At 62.0% G+C, this 17482-nt stretch carries 18 protein-coding genes; 11 read left to right on the forward strand and 7 right to left on the reverse strand.

The genetic code is table 11. From position 1 onward, the window contains the following. Positions 1–139 precede the first annotated feature (139 nt). Genes rffA through E3O32_RS13690 form a run of 3 tightly spaced genes read left to right on the forward strand, consistent with a single transcriptional unit; the run spans position 140 to position 3678 of the window. Complete coding sequence (rffA, locus tag E3O32_RS13680; RefSeq protein WP_206750997.1) at positions 140–1336, forward strand: dTDP-4-amino-4,6-dideoxygalactose transaminase; 1197 nt, start codon at positions 140–142, stop codon at positions 1334–1336. Continuing rightward, on the forward strand, positions 1302–2633 hold the full coding sequence (locus E3O32_RS13685) for a rhamnosyltransferase WsaF family glycosyltransferase (protein ID WP_134510373.1): 1332 nt from the start codon (positions 1302–1304) through the stop codon (positions 2631–2633). Before rffA ends, E3O32_RS13685 begins: the two co-directional genes overlap by 35 nt. Then, the gene (locus E3O32_RS13690) at positions 2623–3678 is read left to right on the forward strand and encodes a glycosyltransferase family 2 protein (protein ID WP_166790856.1); all 1056 of its coding nucleotides are present in this window, start codon (positions 2623–2625) and stop codon (positions 3676–3678) included. Before E3O32_RS13685 ends, E3O32_RS13690 begins: the two co-directional genes overlap by 11 nt. Here the strand turns inward: E3O32_RS13690 and E3O32_RS13695 are convergent. Beyond that, positions 3614–4555 carry a glycosyltransferase family 2 protein gene (locus E3O32_RS13695; RefSeq protein WP_166790857.1) on the reverse strand — a complete coding sequence of 314 codons (942 nt, stop codon included), beginning with the start codon at positions 4553–4555 and terminating at the stop codon, positions 3614–3616. The genes E3O32_RS13690 and E3O32_RS13695 overlap by 65 nt on opposite strands. Positions 4556–4714: 159 nt before the next feature. Here E3O32_RS13695 and E3O32_RS13700 point away from each other — a divergent pair, with 159 nt between their 5' ends. Further along, positions 4715–5002 (forward strand): hypothetical protein, encoded by a 288-nt coding sequence (locus tag E3O32_RS13700; protein ID WP_134510375.1) that lies wholly within the window; start codon positions 4715–4717, stop codon positions 5000–5002. Positions 5003–5055: 53 nt separating this feature from the next. Beyond that, positions 5056–6558, forward strand: a complete 1503-nt coding sequence (locus E3O32_RS13705; protein ID WP_134510376.1) for a glycosyltransferase family 2 protein — start codon at positions 5056–5058, stop codon at positions 6556–6558. A gap of 6 nt (positions 6559–6564) precedes the next feature. Here E3O32_RS13705 and E3O32_RS13710 read toward each other — a convergent pair whose 3' ends face one another. The 5 genes from E3O32_RS13710 to rfbB are packed head-to-tail and all read right to left on the reverse strand — an operon-like array spanning position 6565 to position 10260. Beyond that, a complete protein-coding gene (locus tag E3O32_RS13710) occupies positions 6565–7710 on the reverse strand; it encodes a glycosyltransferase family 4 protein (protein WP_134510377.1) in 1146 nt (381 codons plus the stop codon). Next, positions 7707–8558 carry a dTDP-4-dehydrorhamnose reductase gene (gene rfbD, locus E3O32_RS13715; protein WP_134510378.1) on the reverse strand — a complete coding sequence of 284 codons (852 nt, stop codon included), beginning with the start codon at positions 8556–8558 and terminating at the stop codon, positions 7707–7709. Before rfbD ends, E3O32_RS13710 begins: the two co-directional genes overlap by 4 nt. A gap of 22 nt (positions 8559–8580) precedes the next feature. Next, entirely contained in the window at positions 8581–8982 is a 402-nt protein-coding gene (locus E3O32_RS13720; RefSeq protein ID WP_134510379.1) for a type II toxin-antitoxin system VapC family toxin, read from the reverse strand. Further along, positions 8979–9230, reverse strand: coding sequence for a type II toxin-antitoxin system Phd/YefM family antitoxin (locus E3O32_RS13725; RefSeq protein ID WP_134510380.1), 252 nt, complete (start codon positions 9228–9230; stop codon positions 8979–8981). The genes E3O32_RS13720 and E3O32_RS13725 overlap by 4 nt, the downstream gene beginning before the upstream one ends. Positions 9231–9273: 43 nt before the next feature. Further along, on the reverse strand, positions 9274–10260 hold the full coding sequence (rfbB, locus tag E3O32_RS13730; protein ID WP_134510381.1) for a dTDP-glucose 4,6-dehydratase: 987 nt from the start codon (positions 10258–10260) through the stop codon (positions 9274–9276). A 183-nt stretch (positions 10261–10443) separates the two neighbouring features. Here rfbB and E3O32_RS13735 point away from each other — a divergent pair, with 183 nt between their 5' ends. From E3O32_RS13735 to E3O32_RS13745, 3 genes are all read left to right on the forward strand, one after another. Then, on the forward strand, positions 10444–11424 hold the full coding sequence (locus tag E3O32_RS13735; protein ID WP_166790858.1) for a class I SAM-dependent methyltransferase: 981 nt from the start codon (positions 10444–10446) through the stop codon (positions 11422–11424). Between the two features lie 313 nt (positions 11425–11737). Next, positions 11738–12832: a glycosyltransferase gene (locus tag E3O32_RS13740; RefSeq protein ID WP_174776520.1), complete on the forward strand. Its 1095-nt coding sequence runs from the start codon at positions 11738–11740 to the stop codon at positions 12830–12832. Positions 12833–12884: 52 nt separating this feature from the next. Continuing rightward, the gene (locus tag E3O32_RS13745) at positions 12885–13841 is read left to right on the forward strand and encodes an NAD-dependent epimerase/dehydratase family protein (protein ID WP_134510383.1); all 957 of its coding nucleotides are present in this window, start codon (positions 12885–12887) and stop codon (positions 13839–13841) included. A 28-nt stretch (positions 13842–13869) separates the two neighbouring features. Here E3O32_RS13745 and E3O32_RS13750 read toward each other — a convergent pair whose 3' ends face one another. After that, a complete protein-coding gene (locus tag E3O32_RS13750) occupies positions 13870–14307 on the reverse strand; it encodes a GtrA family protein (protein WP_134510384.1) in 438 nt (145 codons plus the stop codon). A gap of 350 nt (positions 14308–14657) precedes the next feature. Between E3O32_RS13750 and E3O32_RS13755 the strand changes: the two genes are divergently transcribed. From E3O32_RS13755 to rfbA, 3 genes are all read left to right on the forward strand, one after another. Then, positions 14658–15770, forward strand: a complete 1113-nt coding sequence (locus E3O32_RS13755; protein ID WP_134510385.1) for a hypothetical protein — start codon at positions 14658–14660, stop codon at positions 15768–15770. Positions 15771–15914: 144 nt separating this feature from the next. Then, the gene (locus E3O32_RS13760) at positions 15915–16523 is read left to right on the forward strand and encodes a dTDP-4-dehydrorhamnose 3,5-epimerase family protein (protein ID WP_134510386.1); all 609 of its coding nucleotides are present in this window, start codon (positions 15915–15917) and stop codon (positions 16521–16523) included. Positions 16524–16528: 5 nt separating this feature from the next. Beyond that, a complete protein-coding gene (gene rfbA, locus E3O32_RS13765; protein ID WP_134510387.1) occupies positions 16529–17386 on the forward strand; it encodes a glucose-1-phosphate thymidylyltransferase RfbA in 858 nt (285 codons plus the stop codon). Positions 17387–17482: the final 96 nt, after the last annotated feature.

Raw genomic sequence — 17482 nt, forward strand, 5'->3', positions numbered from 1 at the left:
TCGACCACCGGGTGGCTCGACCAGCACGCGGCCAGCGAATCGCCCGGTGAAACACCCTGTTACTCAACCTCGAACCCCTACACTGTGAGCACGCTCTACGACAGAGCTGGATGCTTACCGGGGGGCGAGGCGCATCATTGTGCAGCAGAAATCCGCGCACCTGACGACGGTGCAGCAGCGTCTCGGGCATCAAGCTGAGGTCATCCCCTTTTCGCGGCCGATGAAAACTGCCAGGGAACTGTCTAACCTGGAACGCGTCCTCAACTCGGATCATGCCCACGGCGACGGGGTGTTCACCCGATCGGCCACCCGGCGGCTGCGGTCGCTGACGGGTGTCGGCCATGCCCTCCTGACCACGTCGTGCACTCACGCGTTGGAGATGGCCAGCCAGTTGCTCGGAATCGGGCCGGGCGACGAGGTCATTCTGCCGAGTTTCACCTTTCCGTCTGCCGCCAATGCCATCGCGATGACTGGTGCTCGCATCGTGTTCGTCGACATCGACCCTGAAACCGGCAACGTCGACCCGCAGCAAGTCGCTGAGGCGGTCGGACCGAACACCAAGGCGCTGTCGGTGATGCACTACGGCGGTGTTCCCGTTGACCTCGACGCCATCAGCGCCATCGGCGCGTTTCACGGGATCCCAGTCATCGAAGACAATGCGCACGGACTGGCCGTGCGGGTCGGCGAGCGCATGCTCGGCGGGATCGGCTCGCTGTCCACTCAGAGTTTTCACGACACCAAGAACGTGCACTGTGGTGAGGGTGGCGCGCTGCTGATCAACGATGCGAGTCTGGTCGAGAAAGCCGAAATCATCCGCGAGAAGGGCACGAATCGCTCCCAGTTCCTCCGCGGCGAGGTCGACAAGTACAGCTGGGTGGCGCTGGGCTCGAGCTACCTGATGAGCGAATTCAATGCTGCCGTGCTCGATTCTCAGCTGGACGAGTTCGAGTCGATCCAGGCGCGCCGCCTAGCCGTCTGGACTCGGTACAGCGCAGAACTCCAGGAGTGGGCAGGTGAAAGCGGCGTTCGCGTGATGAACCCGGCCCAGGGCATCCATGCTGCGCACCTCTTTTTCCTGGTGATGCCGGACTGGGAATCGCAGGCTCTGCTGATCGCGCACCTCAGACGATTCGGCGTCATGGCAACATTTCACTACGTGCCCTTGGATTCCAGCCCGGCCGGGCGGCGGTTCGGCCGGGTTCTCAGGCCACTCACACAGAGCGAAGATTTTTCACGACGCCTGGTGCGACTGCCGCTGTGGCCCGGCATGACGGATGATGAGGTGTCACGCGTCATCGCCGGTGTCACGTCGTACGAACGCTCGACAGCGAGCTGAGCATGAACGTGGCTGTGGACAACAGGGGGAAACGATGAGCGGCGCACAACGGGTTCTGGAAGCGATCAAGGCGGAGGGGTTGAAATCGGCTGTCTGGAGGAGCGCCAAGGTGCTGTCCACCCGGTACAACCCGTTTTCGCGCAAACCACTCGCCACCGTGTACCCGGATGAGGTCAGCGCGGTCGACTGGACGACAGCACGCGATTTCAATAGCGGAGCCATCGAGGGTCGCGACAGCGGGTATCGGGTTGCCTGGATCATCACCCCACCCGGTCGCACCAGCGGCGGACACCAGAATGCGTTCCGATTCATGGATTTCCTGGAGAAGGCCGGGCATCAGCTCACTGTCTACCTCTATTCACCGAGCAGGTACCCGGTGGTCAGCATCGAGGCCATTCTGGAAATGATGCGCGAAACCAGCGCGTACCCTGACCTCAAGGCCACGTTCCGGCTCTACGACCCGGAGCGGGGCTTCGATGCGGGGTACGACGCGCTTTTCGCCTCCGATTGGGAGAACGCGTACTCCGTCTACCGATACGAGGGAAACGCCAAGCGGTTCTACTTCGTTCAGGACTTTGAGCCTGCCTTCTTCGCGGCCGGAAGCGACTATGTCGTTGCCGAGAACACCTACCGGCTCGGATTCCACGGTTTTTCCGCCGGTCGTTGGCTGGCCCGGAAACTGCGGAGCGACTATGGAATGTCGTGCGATTACTACGACTATGCGGTCGACACCACCCGCTACCGGCATCTGAATTCCCAGCCACGCAACGAGATCCTGTTCTACGTGAGGCCACCGACACCTCGCCGAGCCACCGAATTTGGACTTCTCGCCCTGCGCGAGTTCCACCTGCTCCGACCGGACGTGACGATCAACCTCGTCGGTTGGGACATGTCGGGATTCGATGTGCCCTTCCCCTACGTGAACCACTCCGCCGTCGACATCTCGGCACTGAACGACATCTACAACCGCTGCGCCGCCGGGCTGGCGCTGTCGCTGACGAACATGTCCCTCGTCCCCATGGAGATCATGTCGAGCGGCGTCGTCCCGGTCGTCAACGATGCGCCGAACACGCACGGCTTCTTCGACAGCCCGCACATCGAGTATGTGCCCATGTCGCCGCGGGCCATTGCCGAACGGATCGTGCAGATTCTTGATCGACCGGATGCGTCCGCACACGCCGCGGTCATCGCACGCTCCGTAGAAGAGACGAAGTGGTCTGACCCCGGTTCGACATTCACCGAGGATTTCGCCACCGTCATGCGCACGTCGACGCACCAGGTCGCTGATGCCTCCTGACGCAACCGGCGACCCGACCGGCGACCCGACCGGCGAACCGACCAGTGTTCCAACCATTGACGCGACGATCGTCATCCCGACCCTGAACGGCGAAACCTACCTCGAAACCATTCTGAACGCCCTCGACAGGCAGGAGTTCGACGGAGAGTTCGAGGTGCTCGTCATCGACTCCGGGTCGAGTGACCGCACTCTCGACATCGTGCGCGCCCACGGCGGTGTTCGCCTGCACGAGATCCCCAACTCAGAATTCGGCCACGGCACCACGCGGAACCTTGGCGCGCGACTCGCGCGCGGTCGCAGCATCGCCTTTCTGACCCAGGATGCCGTTCCGTCGAGCACACACTGGCTCCGGGAGATCACCGCGCCGCTTGACCCTCAGGGACTCGACGCCGTCGCTGTCATGGGCAAGCAGGTTCCCCGGTCACGCTGCTTCCCGCTGCAGAAGTATGAAATTCAGGGCGTCTTCGCCCGGTTCGGTCCAGACTTCGGCACTACCGTCTTCACCCGCGGTGACCGGCAGCGCACCCCGGCAGAGCTGGATGCGTTGTCGTTTTACTCGGACGTGAACTCGGCGACCAGACGGGATTTCCTGCTGAACGTCATCCCCTATCAGGACGTGCCCTATTCGGAGGACATGGCGTTCGGTCGCGATGTCATCGACGCCGGGTACCGAAAGGTCTATGCGCCGCAGGCCTGTGTTGAGCATTCGAATGACCTGAGCCTGCGCGAGTACGGAATGCGGATCTTCGACGAGACGATCGCGCGACGGCGAGTGGGTCAGGTCGTGCCCAGGATCGGCCGGGTGCGGCAAGTGCTCTACACCGGCTACGGCGCCCTGCGGGACTCGGGACGAATCCTCCGTGACGGCGACTACGGGATCGGCCGCAAACTGTACTGGCTGATCGTCAATCCCGCGTTCCACCTGGTCAAATGGCAGAGCTACTACCGATCAATTCGCACGGGTCTCGACGACAGTGCGGCTATTGAGGCGGGCTCGCTGGAGCGGGAGCGGCTGCGCGCGGTTCGGCGCGCCGACGGGGCGTAAGGAAAGCGCGCAGGGTGGGCGACAGCGGTCCGCGCCTCCGGATCAGGCCGTGAGCAACGCCGACGAGTGTTGCCACCAGCTGCCGCACGCCCTGCGGGCCTGACACCATGGTCGTAATCGCGGGCGAGAACTCGCGCTTGATGGCCGAGAGCACCCAGCGGGGCTTGGATTTCGCGAACCTCAGGTAAAGATCGACGTTGTTGCGAGCGATGAAGTATCGGCGAATCGGGCCGTGGTACTCGTAGCTGACAGGCTGCCCGTGGCGTGAGAGGGGAATACCGAACAGTCGAAGCGGCACCCGCTCGCCCAAGGAATGACGGATGTCAGTGCCTGGGCCGACCGCGATGCGGTAGCCGTGCGTGGAGATCCGAAGGCAGAATTCGGTGTCGACGCAGTCAATGAACAGCTCTTCATCGAACAAGCCGCATTCGCGCAGGCACTCGGCGCTGATCAGGAAACCGGACTGGATGGCTTCCCGAACCAGGCCGAGCCCCTCCGCGGTCCAGGCCTCTGGGATCGAGGGAATCCCGTTGATGCGATCGGCGCACACCACTCCCAGACGAGTTTCTGCGGACGCCAGCTCGAAGGCGCCGAGGCAGTCCGCGACGTAGCCATCGGGGAGGGTGGTGTCCTGGTCCAGCGTGAGCACAAACTGCGCCCCGCGGTGCAGGGCGACCTGGATGCCGCTGTTGAGGGCCGCCGCAATGCCGCGATTGGACGGACTGCGGATGACCTCGTACCCGTGGGCCTCGACCTCGTCCAGGATCGCGTTCGAGTCCGTGGGGCTGCCGTCGTCGACGACGATCACGGAACCGACCTGGGCGCTGAGCGAATCCAGCCGCCAGGTCAATGACCGATCGGGGCGGAAGGTGGGCACGACAACGATTGTGCTGCTCATTTCGGCGGATCCACTTTCCCTGTCCTGCGTTCAGCCGCACTGAACGGAAGCCTGGCACGTTCCGTGCGCGTCCCTCGGAGCCCCGGGCGACAGAGCTACAGTAGTGTACGTCCGATATCGAGGGGAAACGATCGCGCCGTGACCGAGCCAAACCAGCAGTCGTGGTCCGCCCCAGAGGCCGAGGTGTCCGGCCAGGAGCGACTCATTTCCCTCGAGCGCCAGCTCGCTTTGATCGATCGCGTCATCGGCCTTGAGGCGCAGGTGGCTGAACTCGCCATCGCGGATTCGCTGACGCCGTCGGCCGAGTTGGCCGCGCAGCGACAGCTGGCCTTGATGCGCCAATCATCGGCCTGGCGGATGGGCCGTCTGGTGACGGCACCCATACGGGTAGCTCAGCGGATCGTGCGGCGCGGGCGCAGCGCGTGAGCCCACCGCGACTGTCCGTCGCACCGGCCGGGTCCGCCGAGGCGACATTCTCGGTGTTCGTGGCCGGGCAGGGGCGCTCGGTCGCCTCGATCACGGAGGCGGTGCGTTCGGTCGCCCGGCAAACGTGTGAAGTCTGGGACATCGTCTGCGTGATCGATGACGACAACGCTGCAGCGGTGCGCGCTGCGGTGATGACCCCGCTGGACACCGCTCAAGTGAAGATTGTGTCGCCGAACGGGGACGAGGCGGCAATCCTGAATCAGGCACTCGCTGAGATTCGCGGTGACTACCTTGTCTGGCTCGACGCGGCCGCCGCACTGAAGTCTGACGCGCTGGGCACGGTTGCCCAGGTGCTGAACCGATTCCCTGGCACGGGTCTCGTCTATGCAGACGACGAGCGCACGGCGGCAGGCCACGGTCGGGTGCGCACATCTCGCCCGGAGTTCTCTCCCGTGCGGTTGCGCTCTCAGGACTACCTCGGTCCGGTGCGTATCTTTAGCGCGTCGACCGTGCGCGCGATTGGCGGCTTCCGCACCGGCGTGAGCGAGGTACGCGGGTGGGACCTTGCGCTCCGCGCGACCGCGCACAAGATCCGCGTCATCCACATCCCTGACGTTCTGTGCGTTGTCGACGGGTCCTTGGCGCACCGCAGCGCGGCGGTGGCCGCGAACAGCGTGCGGGCGGTCGAGGACCACTTGCACTCGATAGGAATCGACGCCGTGGTTTCGGCCCAGCCAAGTGGCGTGCTCAACATCCGCTATCCGCTCCAGACCAAGCCGTTGGTGTCGATCCTCATCCCTACCCGGGGGAGTAGCGGTCGTGCACGGGGCAGGGACCGCACGTTCGTCGTAGAAGCGGTGCGCGGAATCATCGAGCGTTCGAGCTATCCGAACGTCGAATTCGTCGTTGTGGCCGACGATGAGACCCCGCAAAGTGTGATCGACGAGTTGGTTGCGCTTGCCGGTGAACGGCTGCGCCTGGTTCGATGGTCGAAGGCCTTCAACTTTTCCGGGAAAATGAATCGCGGAGCCGTGCACGCCCGGGGCGAGTATCTGCTGCTGCTCAATGACGACATCGACCTGATCACACCCGATTGGATCGAGACCATGCTGGGGCTCGTGCAGCAGCCTGGCATCGGATGTGCGGGCACCCTTCTCTTCTTCGACGACGGCACTATCCAGCATGGTGGACACCTGTACCGCGACGGCCATGCTGGGCACATCGCGCTCGGCTGGTCTCCCGGCGAGGACGACGCCCTAGGATCCCTCGCGGTCGACCGCGAGGTGTCCGGAGTGACCGCAGCGTGTGCGATTGTCTCTGCTGAGCTGTTTTGGAAAGTCGGCGGGTTCTCCACGCTCCTTCCCGGGAACTACAACGACGTCGACTTCGCGATGAAGATTCGCGCTGCCGGCGACTCGATCGTCTGGACGCCGCACGCTCGCCTCTTTCATTTCGAGTCGAAGTCCCGGGTCGCCACGATCGCTCCGTCGGAGCTGCAGGCCTTGCAGAGGCGCTGGGGGAACAGGCTCCAATTCGACCCCTATTGGCCCGAGTAGCGGGGGCTACAGGTCGGCGTGCAACTGCCAGACCCGCTCCGCGGCGTCGCGCCAACTGAAGGCCCGGGCCCGGTCGCTGCCGACGATGCTCAGCCGGCTCGCGAGGGCCTGATCGCCCAGGATTCGGTTCAGTGCGGCGCCGAGGCGTTCAGGATAGCCGCGGGCATCCTCGCGCTCCACAACCAGACCGGCCTCTCCGCCGGCCTCGACCAGCGCGGGGGCGTCGGAGTGGATCACCGGGGTACCCAGGTGGAAGGCCTGGATGATCGGGAGGGCGAAGCCCTCCTCGAGGCTCGGGAAGACGAGCACTGACGCCCGGGCGATGACCACGGCGAGCTGCTCGTCGGTGAGGCCGATCATCGACCGCACCCGGCCGGGCGCGAGGCCGGCCTCGTCGGCGACCGACGACAGGTCCAGCTCGCCCCACGAATCGGGCCCGACGACGATGAGCGGCAGGTCGGGGGCGCCGGGCAGGCCCAGAGCCGTGATCAGGGCGGTGACGCCCTTGCGGGGCTCCAGGGTGCCCACGGTCACGATGTACTCCGACGGCAGCGCCAGCGCGGCGGCCAGCGCCTCGGTGGCGGACGAGTTCGACGGCAGGCGGAAACCGCTGCCGACGCCGCCGCCGATGACCCGGATGCGATCGCCGAGGTCGACGATCTCGCCGAGCTGGGTGGCGACCGCGTGGCTGGGCACCACGACCGCGTCGGCGTGCTTGCGGGCGCGTTTCACCATGGCCTTGGTCCAGGCGACGGTCGTGGGGGTCAGGGCGTCCGGATGCGTCCACGCCAGAACGTCGTGCACGGTCACCGCGATCTGGGTGCCGTCGTTGACAATGCTGTGCTTGCGCAACGGAGCGAGCAGCCCGGGCGCATGGATCATCCCGGTTCCCGATCCACCCGCGAGGCCCAGCTGCCAGGCCGCCGCGAGTTCGCGCCGGGGGAGCGTCGTCTTGTGCAGGCTCGCCAGTCCGGGCAGTGCAGCTTCGAGCTCGGCGTAGTGCTCGGCCGAGCTCGCCGAAACGATGCCCTCAACCTCGCAGTTCGCAGGCGCGGTGGCGATGAGTGCCCGGGTCAGTTCCTCGGTGTAACGCCCGACCCCTCCGGGGACTGGTGCGACCATCTGGTCGACGATTACCCGCAGTGTGGTCATTTCTCCTCGAAGATCCCCTGGGCCGTGGCGTCGGCGAGGGCCTCGCGCCAGTCCCGCATCGGCGCGAGCCCGGCGGCCTGCCAGGCATCGTGCCCGAGCACGGAATACGCCGGGCGCGGTGCCGGACGAACGAACTGCGAGCTGTCGGTGGGCGTGACTCGAGCCGGATCGAGGCCCGCGCCGGCGAATACCGCCTGGGCGAAACCGAACCAACTGGTCACGCCCGAGTTGGTGCCGTGGTAAATACCGGCGGGCGCCTTCGCGTCGAGCAGCGCCACGATCTGCTTGGCCAGGTCGGCGGTCCAGGTGGGCTGGCCCACCTGGTCGTCGACGACGCTGAGCGTGTCCCGCGCCGCGGCGAGCTTCAGCATCGTCTTCGGGAAGTTCGGTCCGTGCTCTCCGTAGAGCCACGCGGTGCGCACGATGTAGCTCCCGGTCGGGTGCGTGGAGAGCACGAACGCCTCCCCGGCCGCCTTGGTGCGACCGTAGGCCGAGATCGGGTCGATCGGGGTGTCCTCGCCATAGGGCGTGGTCGCATTCCCGTCGAACACATAGTCGGTGGAGATCTGCACCAGCCGGGCACCGGTTGCGACGGCAGCCAGCGCCAGGTTGTGCGGGCCGGTCGCGTTGATCGCGTAGGCGGCGTCCTCGTTGGTCTCGGCGTCGTCGACCTTCGTGTACGCGGCCGCGTTGATGATCGCGTCGTAGCCATCGACGGCTTCGAGCACGGCGCTCAGGTCGGTGATGTCCAGATCGGCACGACCGAGCGCGGTCACGTCGCGGCCGGCCAGGGCGACCTGCAGGTCGCGGCCGAGCATCCCGGCGGCGCCGGTGATCAGATACTTCATGTGCTCCCCTAAACGTTAACTGCTAGACGGTGATGATTTCCGGACCGCCCAAGTCTGCCAGAACAGCGAAGTCCGTGTCTTGGGTGACGACGGGCAGCGAGTGAGCGAGAGCAATGGCGGCGATCCAGAGGTCATTGACATTCACCTTGCGCCCGGACTCGCTCACTGCCTGACGCAGGCGGCCCCAGTGGGCAGCAGCGGCGGTGTCGGCGGGTAGTGTCACGAGGCCCGACAGGGACTCGATGGTGGCGAGACGAACGGCACGCGTGTGCAGCGATGTCGCGGCGTGCACGCCGGCATAGAGCTCACCGTGGGTGATCGCGGAGACGAACTGCTGGTCTGGGAGCGCTGAAACATCGAGTTGACGGCCCTGTTCCTGGGCAATGAACACGCTTGTGTCGAGGAGTCCGCGACTGGGGGTCACTGGATGGGGCCGAGATCGTCGGTCGTGTCGTCCCAGAGGTCATGCGGGTGTGCCTCAGTGACCGGTTTTCCGGGTCTCAGCGCCAGGAATTCCTGCTTCGTGAGGAACAGCCGTGTGGGTGGGCGCACCGGAACCAGAGTCGCCGCGGGCACGCCGTTCACCGTGATCGTCACCTCTTCACCGTTTCGGGCGCGTTCAATGATCTCCGCAGTGTGATTGCGAAGATCTCGAACCGGAACAAGACTCATGAAACCAGTGTAGCCGCTTGTAGCACGCCGTAGGCGTTGAGGCCTAGCCGAGCTCCGCACGGGCCTTGAGCGGCTCCCACCAGGCGCGGTTCTCGCGGTACCACTGCACGACATCCGCGAGGCCCTTTTCGAAGGGAACCAGTGGGGCATAGCCGAGTTCGGCCTGAATCTTGGAAATGTCGACCGAGTAGCGCAGGTCGTGGCCGAGCCGGTCGGCGACCCGGTCGACGTAAGACCAATCCTTGCCGGTCGAGTCGAGAAGCAGCTGGGTGAGCTCCTTGTTGGTCAGCTCGGTGCCGCCGCCGATGTTGTAGATCTCGCCGGCGCGGCCGCCGACCAGCACCATGGCGATGGCGCGGGTGTGGTCGTCCACGTGCAGCCAATCACGGATGTTGTTGCCCTCGCCGTAGAGGGGAACGTGCTTGTCGTCGATCAGGTTCGTGACGAACAGAGGGATGACCTTTTCGGGGAAGTGGTAGGGCCCGTAGTTGTTCGAGCAGCGGGTGATCGAGATGTTCAGGCCGTGGGTGCGGTGGTAGCTGCGGGCGAGCAGGTCGCTGCCGGCCTTCGACGCCGAGTAGGGCGAGTTGGGCTCGAGCGCGCGCTCCTCGTTCCAGGAGCCTTCGGCGATGGAACCGTAGACCTCGTCGGTCGAGACGTGCACGAAACGCTGCAGGTCATGGCGAAGGGCCGCGTCGAGCAGCTGCTGCGTGCCGAGCACGTTCGTCTCGACGAAAATCGAGGCGTCGCGCACCGAGCGGTCCACGTGGGACTCGGCGGCGAAGTGCACGACGGCGTCGAGCGACGGGAACAGCGTGTCGAGCAGGGCGGCGTCGCGGATGTCGCCGTGCACGAACGAGTAGCGGGGGCTCTGTGCAATGGGAGCGAGGTTCTCGAGGTTTCCCGAGTAGGTGAGCGCGTCGAGAACGACGACTTCGGCGCCCTCGAGCCCGGGGTAGGCGTCTTCTAGGGTGCGTCGAACGAAGTTCGAGCCGATGAAACCGGCTCCGCCGGTGACGAGGATCTTCATATGGGGGTAACCGTTCCGTTGGTGTGAGGGCCTCCGCGATTCTATCGGAACCCGGTTGGCAGGTGGCAGAACATGCCGGTTCCCTCGGCTCTCTACGTCTTCCCGAGATCAAAGAGGGGTGAAATGGTAGCCTGCCTCAGGGAAGTAGTGGCTTTCCGAGCAGCGGCGCAGGAGGCCTCACACGTGAACGAAGTCCCACCCGGTTCCGATTTCCTGGATGAAGGAACCGTCCGACCGTCGGATTCCTGGATCAGCGACACCTCGTATTGGGTTCCGCGGCACCTGGTTGAGTCAGCGTGGTTGGAGCATGCTCCCTTCGCATTCTGGTTGGTGGACGCGATTCGGCCGGCAGCCATCGCCGAGCTCGGCACGCACAACGGCTTCTCCTATTTTGTCTTCTGCGAAACGATCGTTCGACTCGGCTTGCCGACTCGCACGTTCGCGCTTGACAGCTGGCAGGGTGACGATCAGGCCGGATTCTACGGTGCTGATGTCTATGAGAACGTGAGCACGATCAATAAAACGGACTACTCCGCCTTCTCGACCCTGCTGCGCGGCTATTTCGACGACAGCCTGGACTCGATTCCGGACGGTTCAATTGACCTCCTTCACATCGACGGACGCCATGGCTACGACGACGTGCGCCACGATTTCGAGGCGTGGCGCCCGAAACTCTCTGATCGCGGGGTCGTGATCTTCCACGACATCGCGGAGCACCAGGAGGGTTTCGGGGTGTGGCAATTCTGGGAAGAACTCGCTGTGCAATTCCCGTCGTTCGCTTTCGACCACGGTCACGGTCTCGGTGTGCTGGCAGTCGGCAGCAGAGTTCCTCCGCGCCTGCGTGCATTCTTCGACGCTGGCGTCGAAAACGCCGATCAAATCAAAGAGTTCTATCTGGGTCGCGGCCGCGCTGTCGCCAAGGAGTATCGCGTGAGTGTACAAGCTGCGGAGGTACCCGCATTGCAGGCAGAAGTTTCAGCATTGCGGAGTGAACTGCAGAATGCCGGGCTGCGAGTCGAGGAAAAAGAGCGGGAAATCGCACTTCACGAGAGCGAACGGTTGGGCCTTGTGGACCAGGTCAACAGCCTTCACCACAGCACCAGTTGGAGGCTTACCCGTCCGCTTCGGCTCGCGAGTGATCTAGTTCACCGTCGCCGTGACTGATCAACTCTCGTTTGCGATTCGGCTGGAACCCGGTTGAGAGACTGCATAGTCGAATCTTTCGGAATGGTTGCCCCGGGCGTCGCGGACGCCAATCGGCTGTCAGCGACGAGAACCACCAAAGTCCGTGTAACCCGCCCCAGACGCTCAGTCCGTCGCGTCTAGTCCTGGGCATCCGCGGGAGTTCCATATAATCCGAATCCATCGCATGCGGCGGGGGCATTGATGAGTGTGCGGAGGGACTTCGCATAGGGAGTAGCCTTGGCAAGCCGGGCGCTTTCGAGTCGTTGTGCCCTTTGAGGTTTTTGGGGAGACAATGAATCAGCCAGGCAGCACGCCGATTCCAGCAAAGTTGGAACCCAACTCCGGTGAGTCGGCACCTCCTCTGGCACCTCAGACTATTTCGGTCGTTATACCGGTTTACAAGGGCGAGCATTCACTTCCGGGCCTGATGCAGGAGCTTGAACCTCTGACTAGGGTGACGACATCGGCGGAGGGCGCGACGTTTCAGGTGGTCGAAGCCATCCTGGTCTACGACAATGGTCCTGACGGGTCCGCAGCTGTGATTCGATCTCTCGAAGCTGAGTACCCGTTTGTTCGAGTTATCTGGCTGAGCCGCAATTTCGGCCAACACTCGGCTACTCTCGCCGGGATGGCGTCGAGTCGATCCGATTGGATCGTGACGATGGACGAGGATGGTCAACACAATCCGACCGACATTGAGAAGCTTATTGATACGGCGCTCGATAGGAACTCCCCGCTCGTCTATGGCAAACCCAGCAATCCAGCTCCACATAGTAACTTTCGTAACGCGGCCTCGAAGCTTTCGAAGATACTCGTGTCTCGCCTGTCCTCAAGCAGTTCGATCACTGAGTTTCAGAGTTTTCGCCTGATTCTGGGCGAAATTGGACGTTCCGTCGCCGCGTATGCCGGGGTGGGCGTTTATCTGGACGTTGCGCTCGGCTGGATCGCGTCCTCCGTGGCGGCGGCAGACATTGAGCTTCGTGGTGGGAGCGAGCGGGCTTCGGGCTACACTACTCGATCCCTCTTCAGTCACTTCTGGCGTCTCATCCTCACGAGTGGGACGCGGGTGCTTCGGCTGGTCAGCATGCTGGGTGTCGTCGTTGCATTGGCCGGATTCATCCTGGGCATTTACTTCATCATTGAGGCGTTGATTGGCGGCGACCTTCCGGTCGGATACACCTCGACCATCACCGTCCTACTCTTCTCAACCGGTGCCATCCTCATCGCGCTGGGGGTCGTCGCGGAGTACGTTGGCGTAGCAGTCAACCTCGCGATGGGTAAACCGCTGTACCTGATCGTGAATGACCCTATCGACGGACCACTGGGCCGCTCTACCAACAACCACAAGTCCCTGCCTGTTTCCAGAAATGGCGTCCCTGTTTCGTGACAGGGCTAGACCATCGAAGAGTGGTACCGTTCAGTAGACAAGTTGGGGAGCCATGGCAAAGTGCCTTGTGATCGGCGGAAACGGCTTTCTTGGTTCCCATCTCGTAGATGAACTAGCGAGTCTTGGGCACGAGGTAGTCGCCTTTGATCGGTTCAGCATGGGCGTCACAACCTTCCGGCCGACAAGCGCCACCACTTACAAGGGCGATTTCCTGAACTCGAGAGACCTTGAGGAGTCGCTAGCAGGTCAGGATTTTGTCTTCCACTTTCTTTCAACGACGACTCCGGCGAGCGTGGAGAACGAACCTCGTCTTGATATTCGCACAAACGTCACCCAAACACTTGATCTTCTAGACCTTGCCGTGGCCGCACGCATCAAACGCGTATATTTTGCGTCATCCGGGGGCGCGGTTTACGGAGATCAAGGCAAGGCCGAGTACTCAGAACTTGACGCGACCCTTCCCATCTCGCCGTACGGCATCGGAAAGCTGACAATTGAGAACTACCTGAGGTACTATCGCAGACGGCACGGCCTAGACTCACTTGTTTTGCGCATCTCCAATCCATATGGGATTCGGCAACACGCCAACCGCAGGCAGGGTCTGATTCCGATCGCGCTGTCTCGTATCCTGGCTCGTCAGCCGCTACAACTCTTTGGTGACGGGACGATGGTTCGTGACTACGCCTACGCCCCGGATGTTGTCCGCAAAATCGGTCGACTGGTCGGGACGCGGACAGCGCACGACACCTACAACATCGGGAGCGGATTCGGTCACAGCGTCAACGAAGTGTTCGCGAGCATGCGTAAAGTCACTGGAATTGATTGCGAGATCGAACATCTGAAGGCGCCGGCTACCTTCGTGAAGAGCGTCGTCCTGAACACTGATCGTTACGATGCGGAACACGAGTCTTTCCTCGCGACGTCATTGGAGGAGGGAATCAGGCAAACCTGGGATGCGCTGTCGTTGGGCTGGCGTGTGGATGAGTCCACCCGGGTCCTGCAAGCCTGAGTAGGTTGCTGCTTCGACTCCGCGCGTTTCATACTTCTGTGAGGGTGTCGGGGACGCGACGGCGAAATGAGAAATAGCGATGGCCGAAGTAGCTCACTAGCGTCGTTGCGATCAGGATGATCGCCTGTGCTAGCAGCGGATCCACGTGCAGGATTTCAACCAATCCTGGTAGCGCAAGCGCATTTATCCCGATCGAGACGGCATACACTCCCACGAAACGGACGAAGTCCTTCAGCAGATGGCCCGCGACGGGAAAAACGAACCGTCGGTAAAGAAAGAACGCAAGAACAATAGCTCCCGCGTAGGACATGGCCAAGCTCGCCAAGTAGCCAAATGGAATGTTTGCAAATAGTAGCCCGTAAAGCCCAACGAACAGCAAGTAGCCGACGACGGTGTTTATCGCTCCGACCGCCAAGAACTTGAATCGTTGGTTGTTGAGAACACACGAGAAGATACTCTGATCCATTGACTGGCGCTTTCTGGGGCTGTTTCGACGGGCAATCAATAACTCTATCTGGGCCCATAAGACCTGGCCCAGAGCGGCAATGGGTTTTCACGACAACTCTCGCGGCATCCGCGACCGTCGTGCTCGGTCGGAACCCTGCGTGTGTGTTCGTTGGGCGGGGGTGTGCGGGTCCAGCGTGGAGGAGATCTAAGCTCTACTTATCGCAAACAGCGAAAAAGACGAAAGCCAGATTCTCTTCGGTTTCGCCGCTGACAGTCTCAGACCAAGGCTTTTTCTGACGGAGAATTCGTGTGCTCAATGTCGATTGAGCGCCCGGAGCACTCCGAGGTCCGGATAGAAATGACGTAAACATGAGAATCGACGCACTACTGCGTGGTTCCGGCATCAGAAGAACGAGCATCGTCTTCATCGTCAATGATCTCTATGTCAACAACATCCTGAGTCTCTACGAGGAATTGACGAAAGACTGGAGGTTCACGGTCTCGGTGATTGCGTGTGATCGCATCGGATACGATTTTTCCCCGGCGGTATCCAGCCAGGAGATCTCGACGCTTCTGAGCCGGCACGGAATCCATCACGACGTCGATCTCCACGTCGACCGGATACGAGAGCTGAAGCCTGACTACCTGTTCCTGTCGAACCCATATGACATGTTTATCAAGGAGGAATTTCACTCGGGCGAACTCGCTCGGATCGGCAAAGTTTTGCATATGTCCTATGGCACAGTTCTGATCCGCTGGGAGGGCGACTATCAGTTCCTTGCCGACAATCAGTTCCTGCTCAATGCGTATCGATTCTTCACGGAGTCGGCGTACTTGTTCCCCGATGACCCTAAGTTTCGGACAATTGGGTACCTCAAACTTGACGCGTACCAGTACTATGGGAGACCGCATGGCGCATTCCCGGGATTCTCTATTGCGTGGAAGCCGCGATGGACTGGCTACGCTGATTCCAGCCTCGCTACGTATATCGATTCCTTCGTGCGCATAGCGCAAGACCCGGATGTCACACTTAATTTGGTACTGCACCCTAACGTGATGGTCGCTTTGTCGCGCAATCCGGATGCGGAGCGTATTTCGGCATTGCTCGATGTTCTTTTCTCGATGCCCAACGTCAACGCGGTTTCAGGTCCCGACTTTCTCGACGCCGTTTTGGGATCTGATATCTTCGTCGGCGATGTCTCATCGACCCTCGCCGAGTTCCTATCCACGGAGAAGCCAATCGTTTGGACAAATCTCGCGGGCCTGGCGCTCAATGACCTCGGTCGACGGCTCGCAACTGCCTGCTACGCTGTGGACGGTTCGGATGGTGCCAACAGCCTCGAAACTGTCATCGCCCGAGTGAGGGCAGGAATCGACCCTTTGCAGGCATCCCGCTCCGGCCTATTCGAGAGGCTATTCGAGGGGCATCCGACCCGGTCGGTGGCCCTTCGCCTGAAGTCCCTGCTGCTTCGGGGGGCCTGACGGTCGGACCATAGACTCCTAAGGGACATGCCACCAGACTCCCATAGTCCTCGAAAACCCTGAGTGCGGTCCGCAGCCGTCGAGTGCACCCATCGCGACGCGGTAGGGGACCTAGCCCTCCGCCCCGTTTGGTAGACTCCACTGGTGCAGATCCGCGAGCTTTCTATCCCCGATTCCTACGAGATCACTCCCAAGCAGTTCAGCGACGGCCGCGGGGAGTTTCTCGAGTGGTTTCGTTCTGACCGACTTGAAGAGACGCTCGGGCACCGCCTCGAGATCGCTCAGGCCAATACGAGCGTGTCACGTCGCGGTTCCGTGCGGGGAATCCATTTCGCGGACGTTCCTCCGAGCCAGGCTAAGTACGTCACCGCCGTGCGCGGCGCCGTCCTCGATTACATCATCGATATCCGGGTAGGTTCCCCAACCTTCGGTCTGTGGGACAGCGTGCTCCTTGATGACACCGATCGGCGTGCTGTCTACATTGCCGAGGGCCTCGGCCATTGCTTCGTTGCGCTGACCGATGACGCCACCGTGAGCTACCTCGTAACCGCCCCTTTCAACCCGAGCCGCGAGCACGGCCTAAATCCGTTTGACGCGGATATCGGATTGGTCTTTCCACCCGAAGCCGGTGAACTCCTTCTTTCACCGAAAGATTCCGATGCTCCCAGCCTGGCTGAGGCATCCGCGAGCGGCTTGCTGCCAACGTGGGCTGCTGCCCGCGCTCACTACGCTGAACTCAACGAACGGAAGTAGAACCCATGCGCGGAATCATTCTCGCCGGCGGGTCCGGTACGCGTCTGTGGCCGATCACGAAGGCCATCTCCAAGCAATTGATGCCGATCTATGACAAGCCGATGATTTACTACCCGTTGTCGACACTCATGATGGCCGACATCAAAGAGATTCTGATTATCACGACGCCTGAATACAATGATCAATTCAAGGCGCTGCTGGGCAACGGTTCTGATCTCGGCATTCGCATCGAGTACGCCATTCAGGAGTCCCCGGACGGTCTCGCGCAGGCATTCATAATCGGTGAGGAGTTTATCGGTGACGAATCCGTTGCGCTCGTGCTCGGCGACAATATCTTTCACGGCGCGGGTCTGGGCTCCGCACTCCGTGGAAACGCGAACCTTGAGGGCGCACGAATCTTCGCGTATCACGTGTCGAACCCGCACGCCTACGGGGTCGTGGAGTTCGACGAATCAATGACTGCGCTGTCGATTGAGGAGAAGCCAGCGACTCCCAAGAGCAATTATGCTGTGCCCGGCCTCTATTTCTATGACAACCGCGTTGTTGAAATTGCGAAGACTATCGAGCCCTCCGCGCGCGGAGAGCTCGAAATCTCCACGATCAATGAACGTTATCTGCAACAGGGCGACCTGCATGTGCAGGTCCTCGACCGCGGCACGGCGTGGCTGGACACCGGCACATTCGAATCTATGATGCAGGCGTCAGAGTACGTGCGCGTGATCGAAGATCGCCAGGGCTTCAAGGTCGGCTGCATCGAAGAAATCGCTTGGCGCGCCGGGTGGATTGACGATGCGCAGCTTGCGAAGCTAGCCGCGCCCTTGGTCAAGAGCGGTTACGGCTCCTATCTCGAAACGCTCGTCTGAGAGGGCTAGGACAGGCGGGTTCGAGCCGGAGGATCGCTAATTACCACTGCCCGCGACTTCGGAGCGCGCGCCGGGTTGAAATCTACCGCGCCGGTC

This window comes from Cryobacterium mannosilyticum (assembly GCF_004402705.1).
Classification (GTDB): domain Bacteria; phylum Actinomycetota; class Actinomycetes; order Actinomycetales; family Microbacteriaceae; genus Cryobacterium; species Cryobacterium mannosilyticum.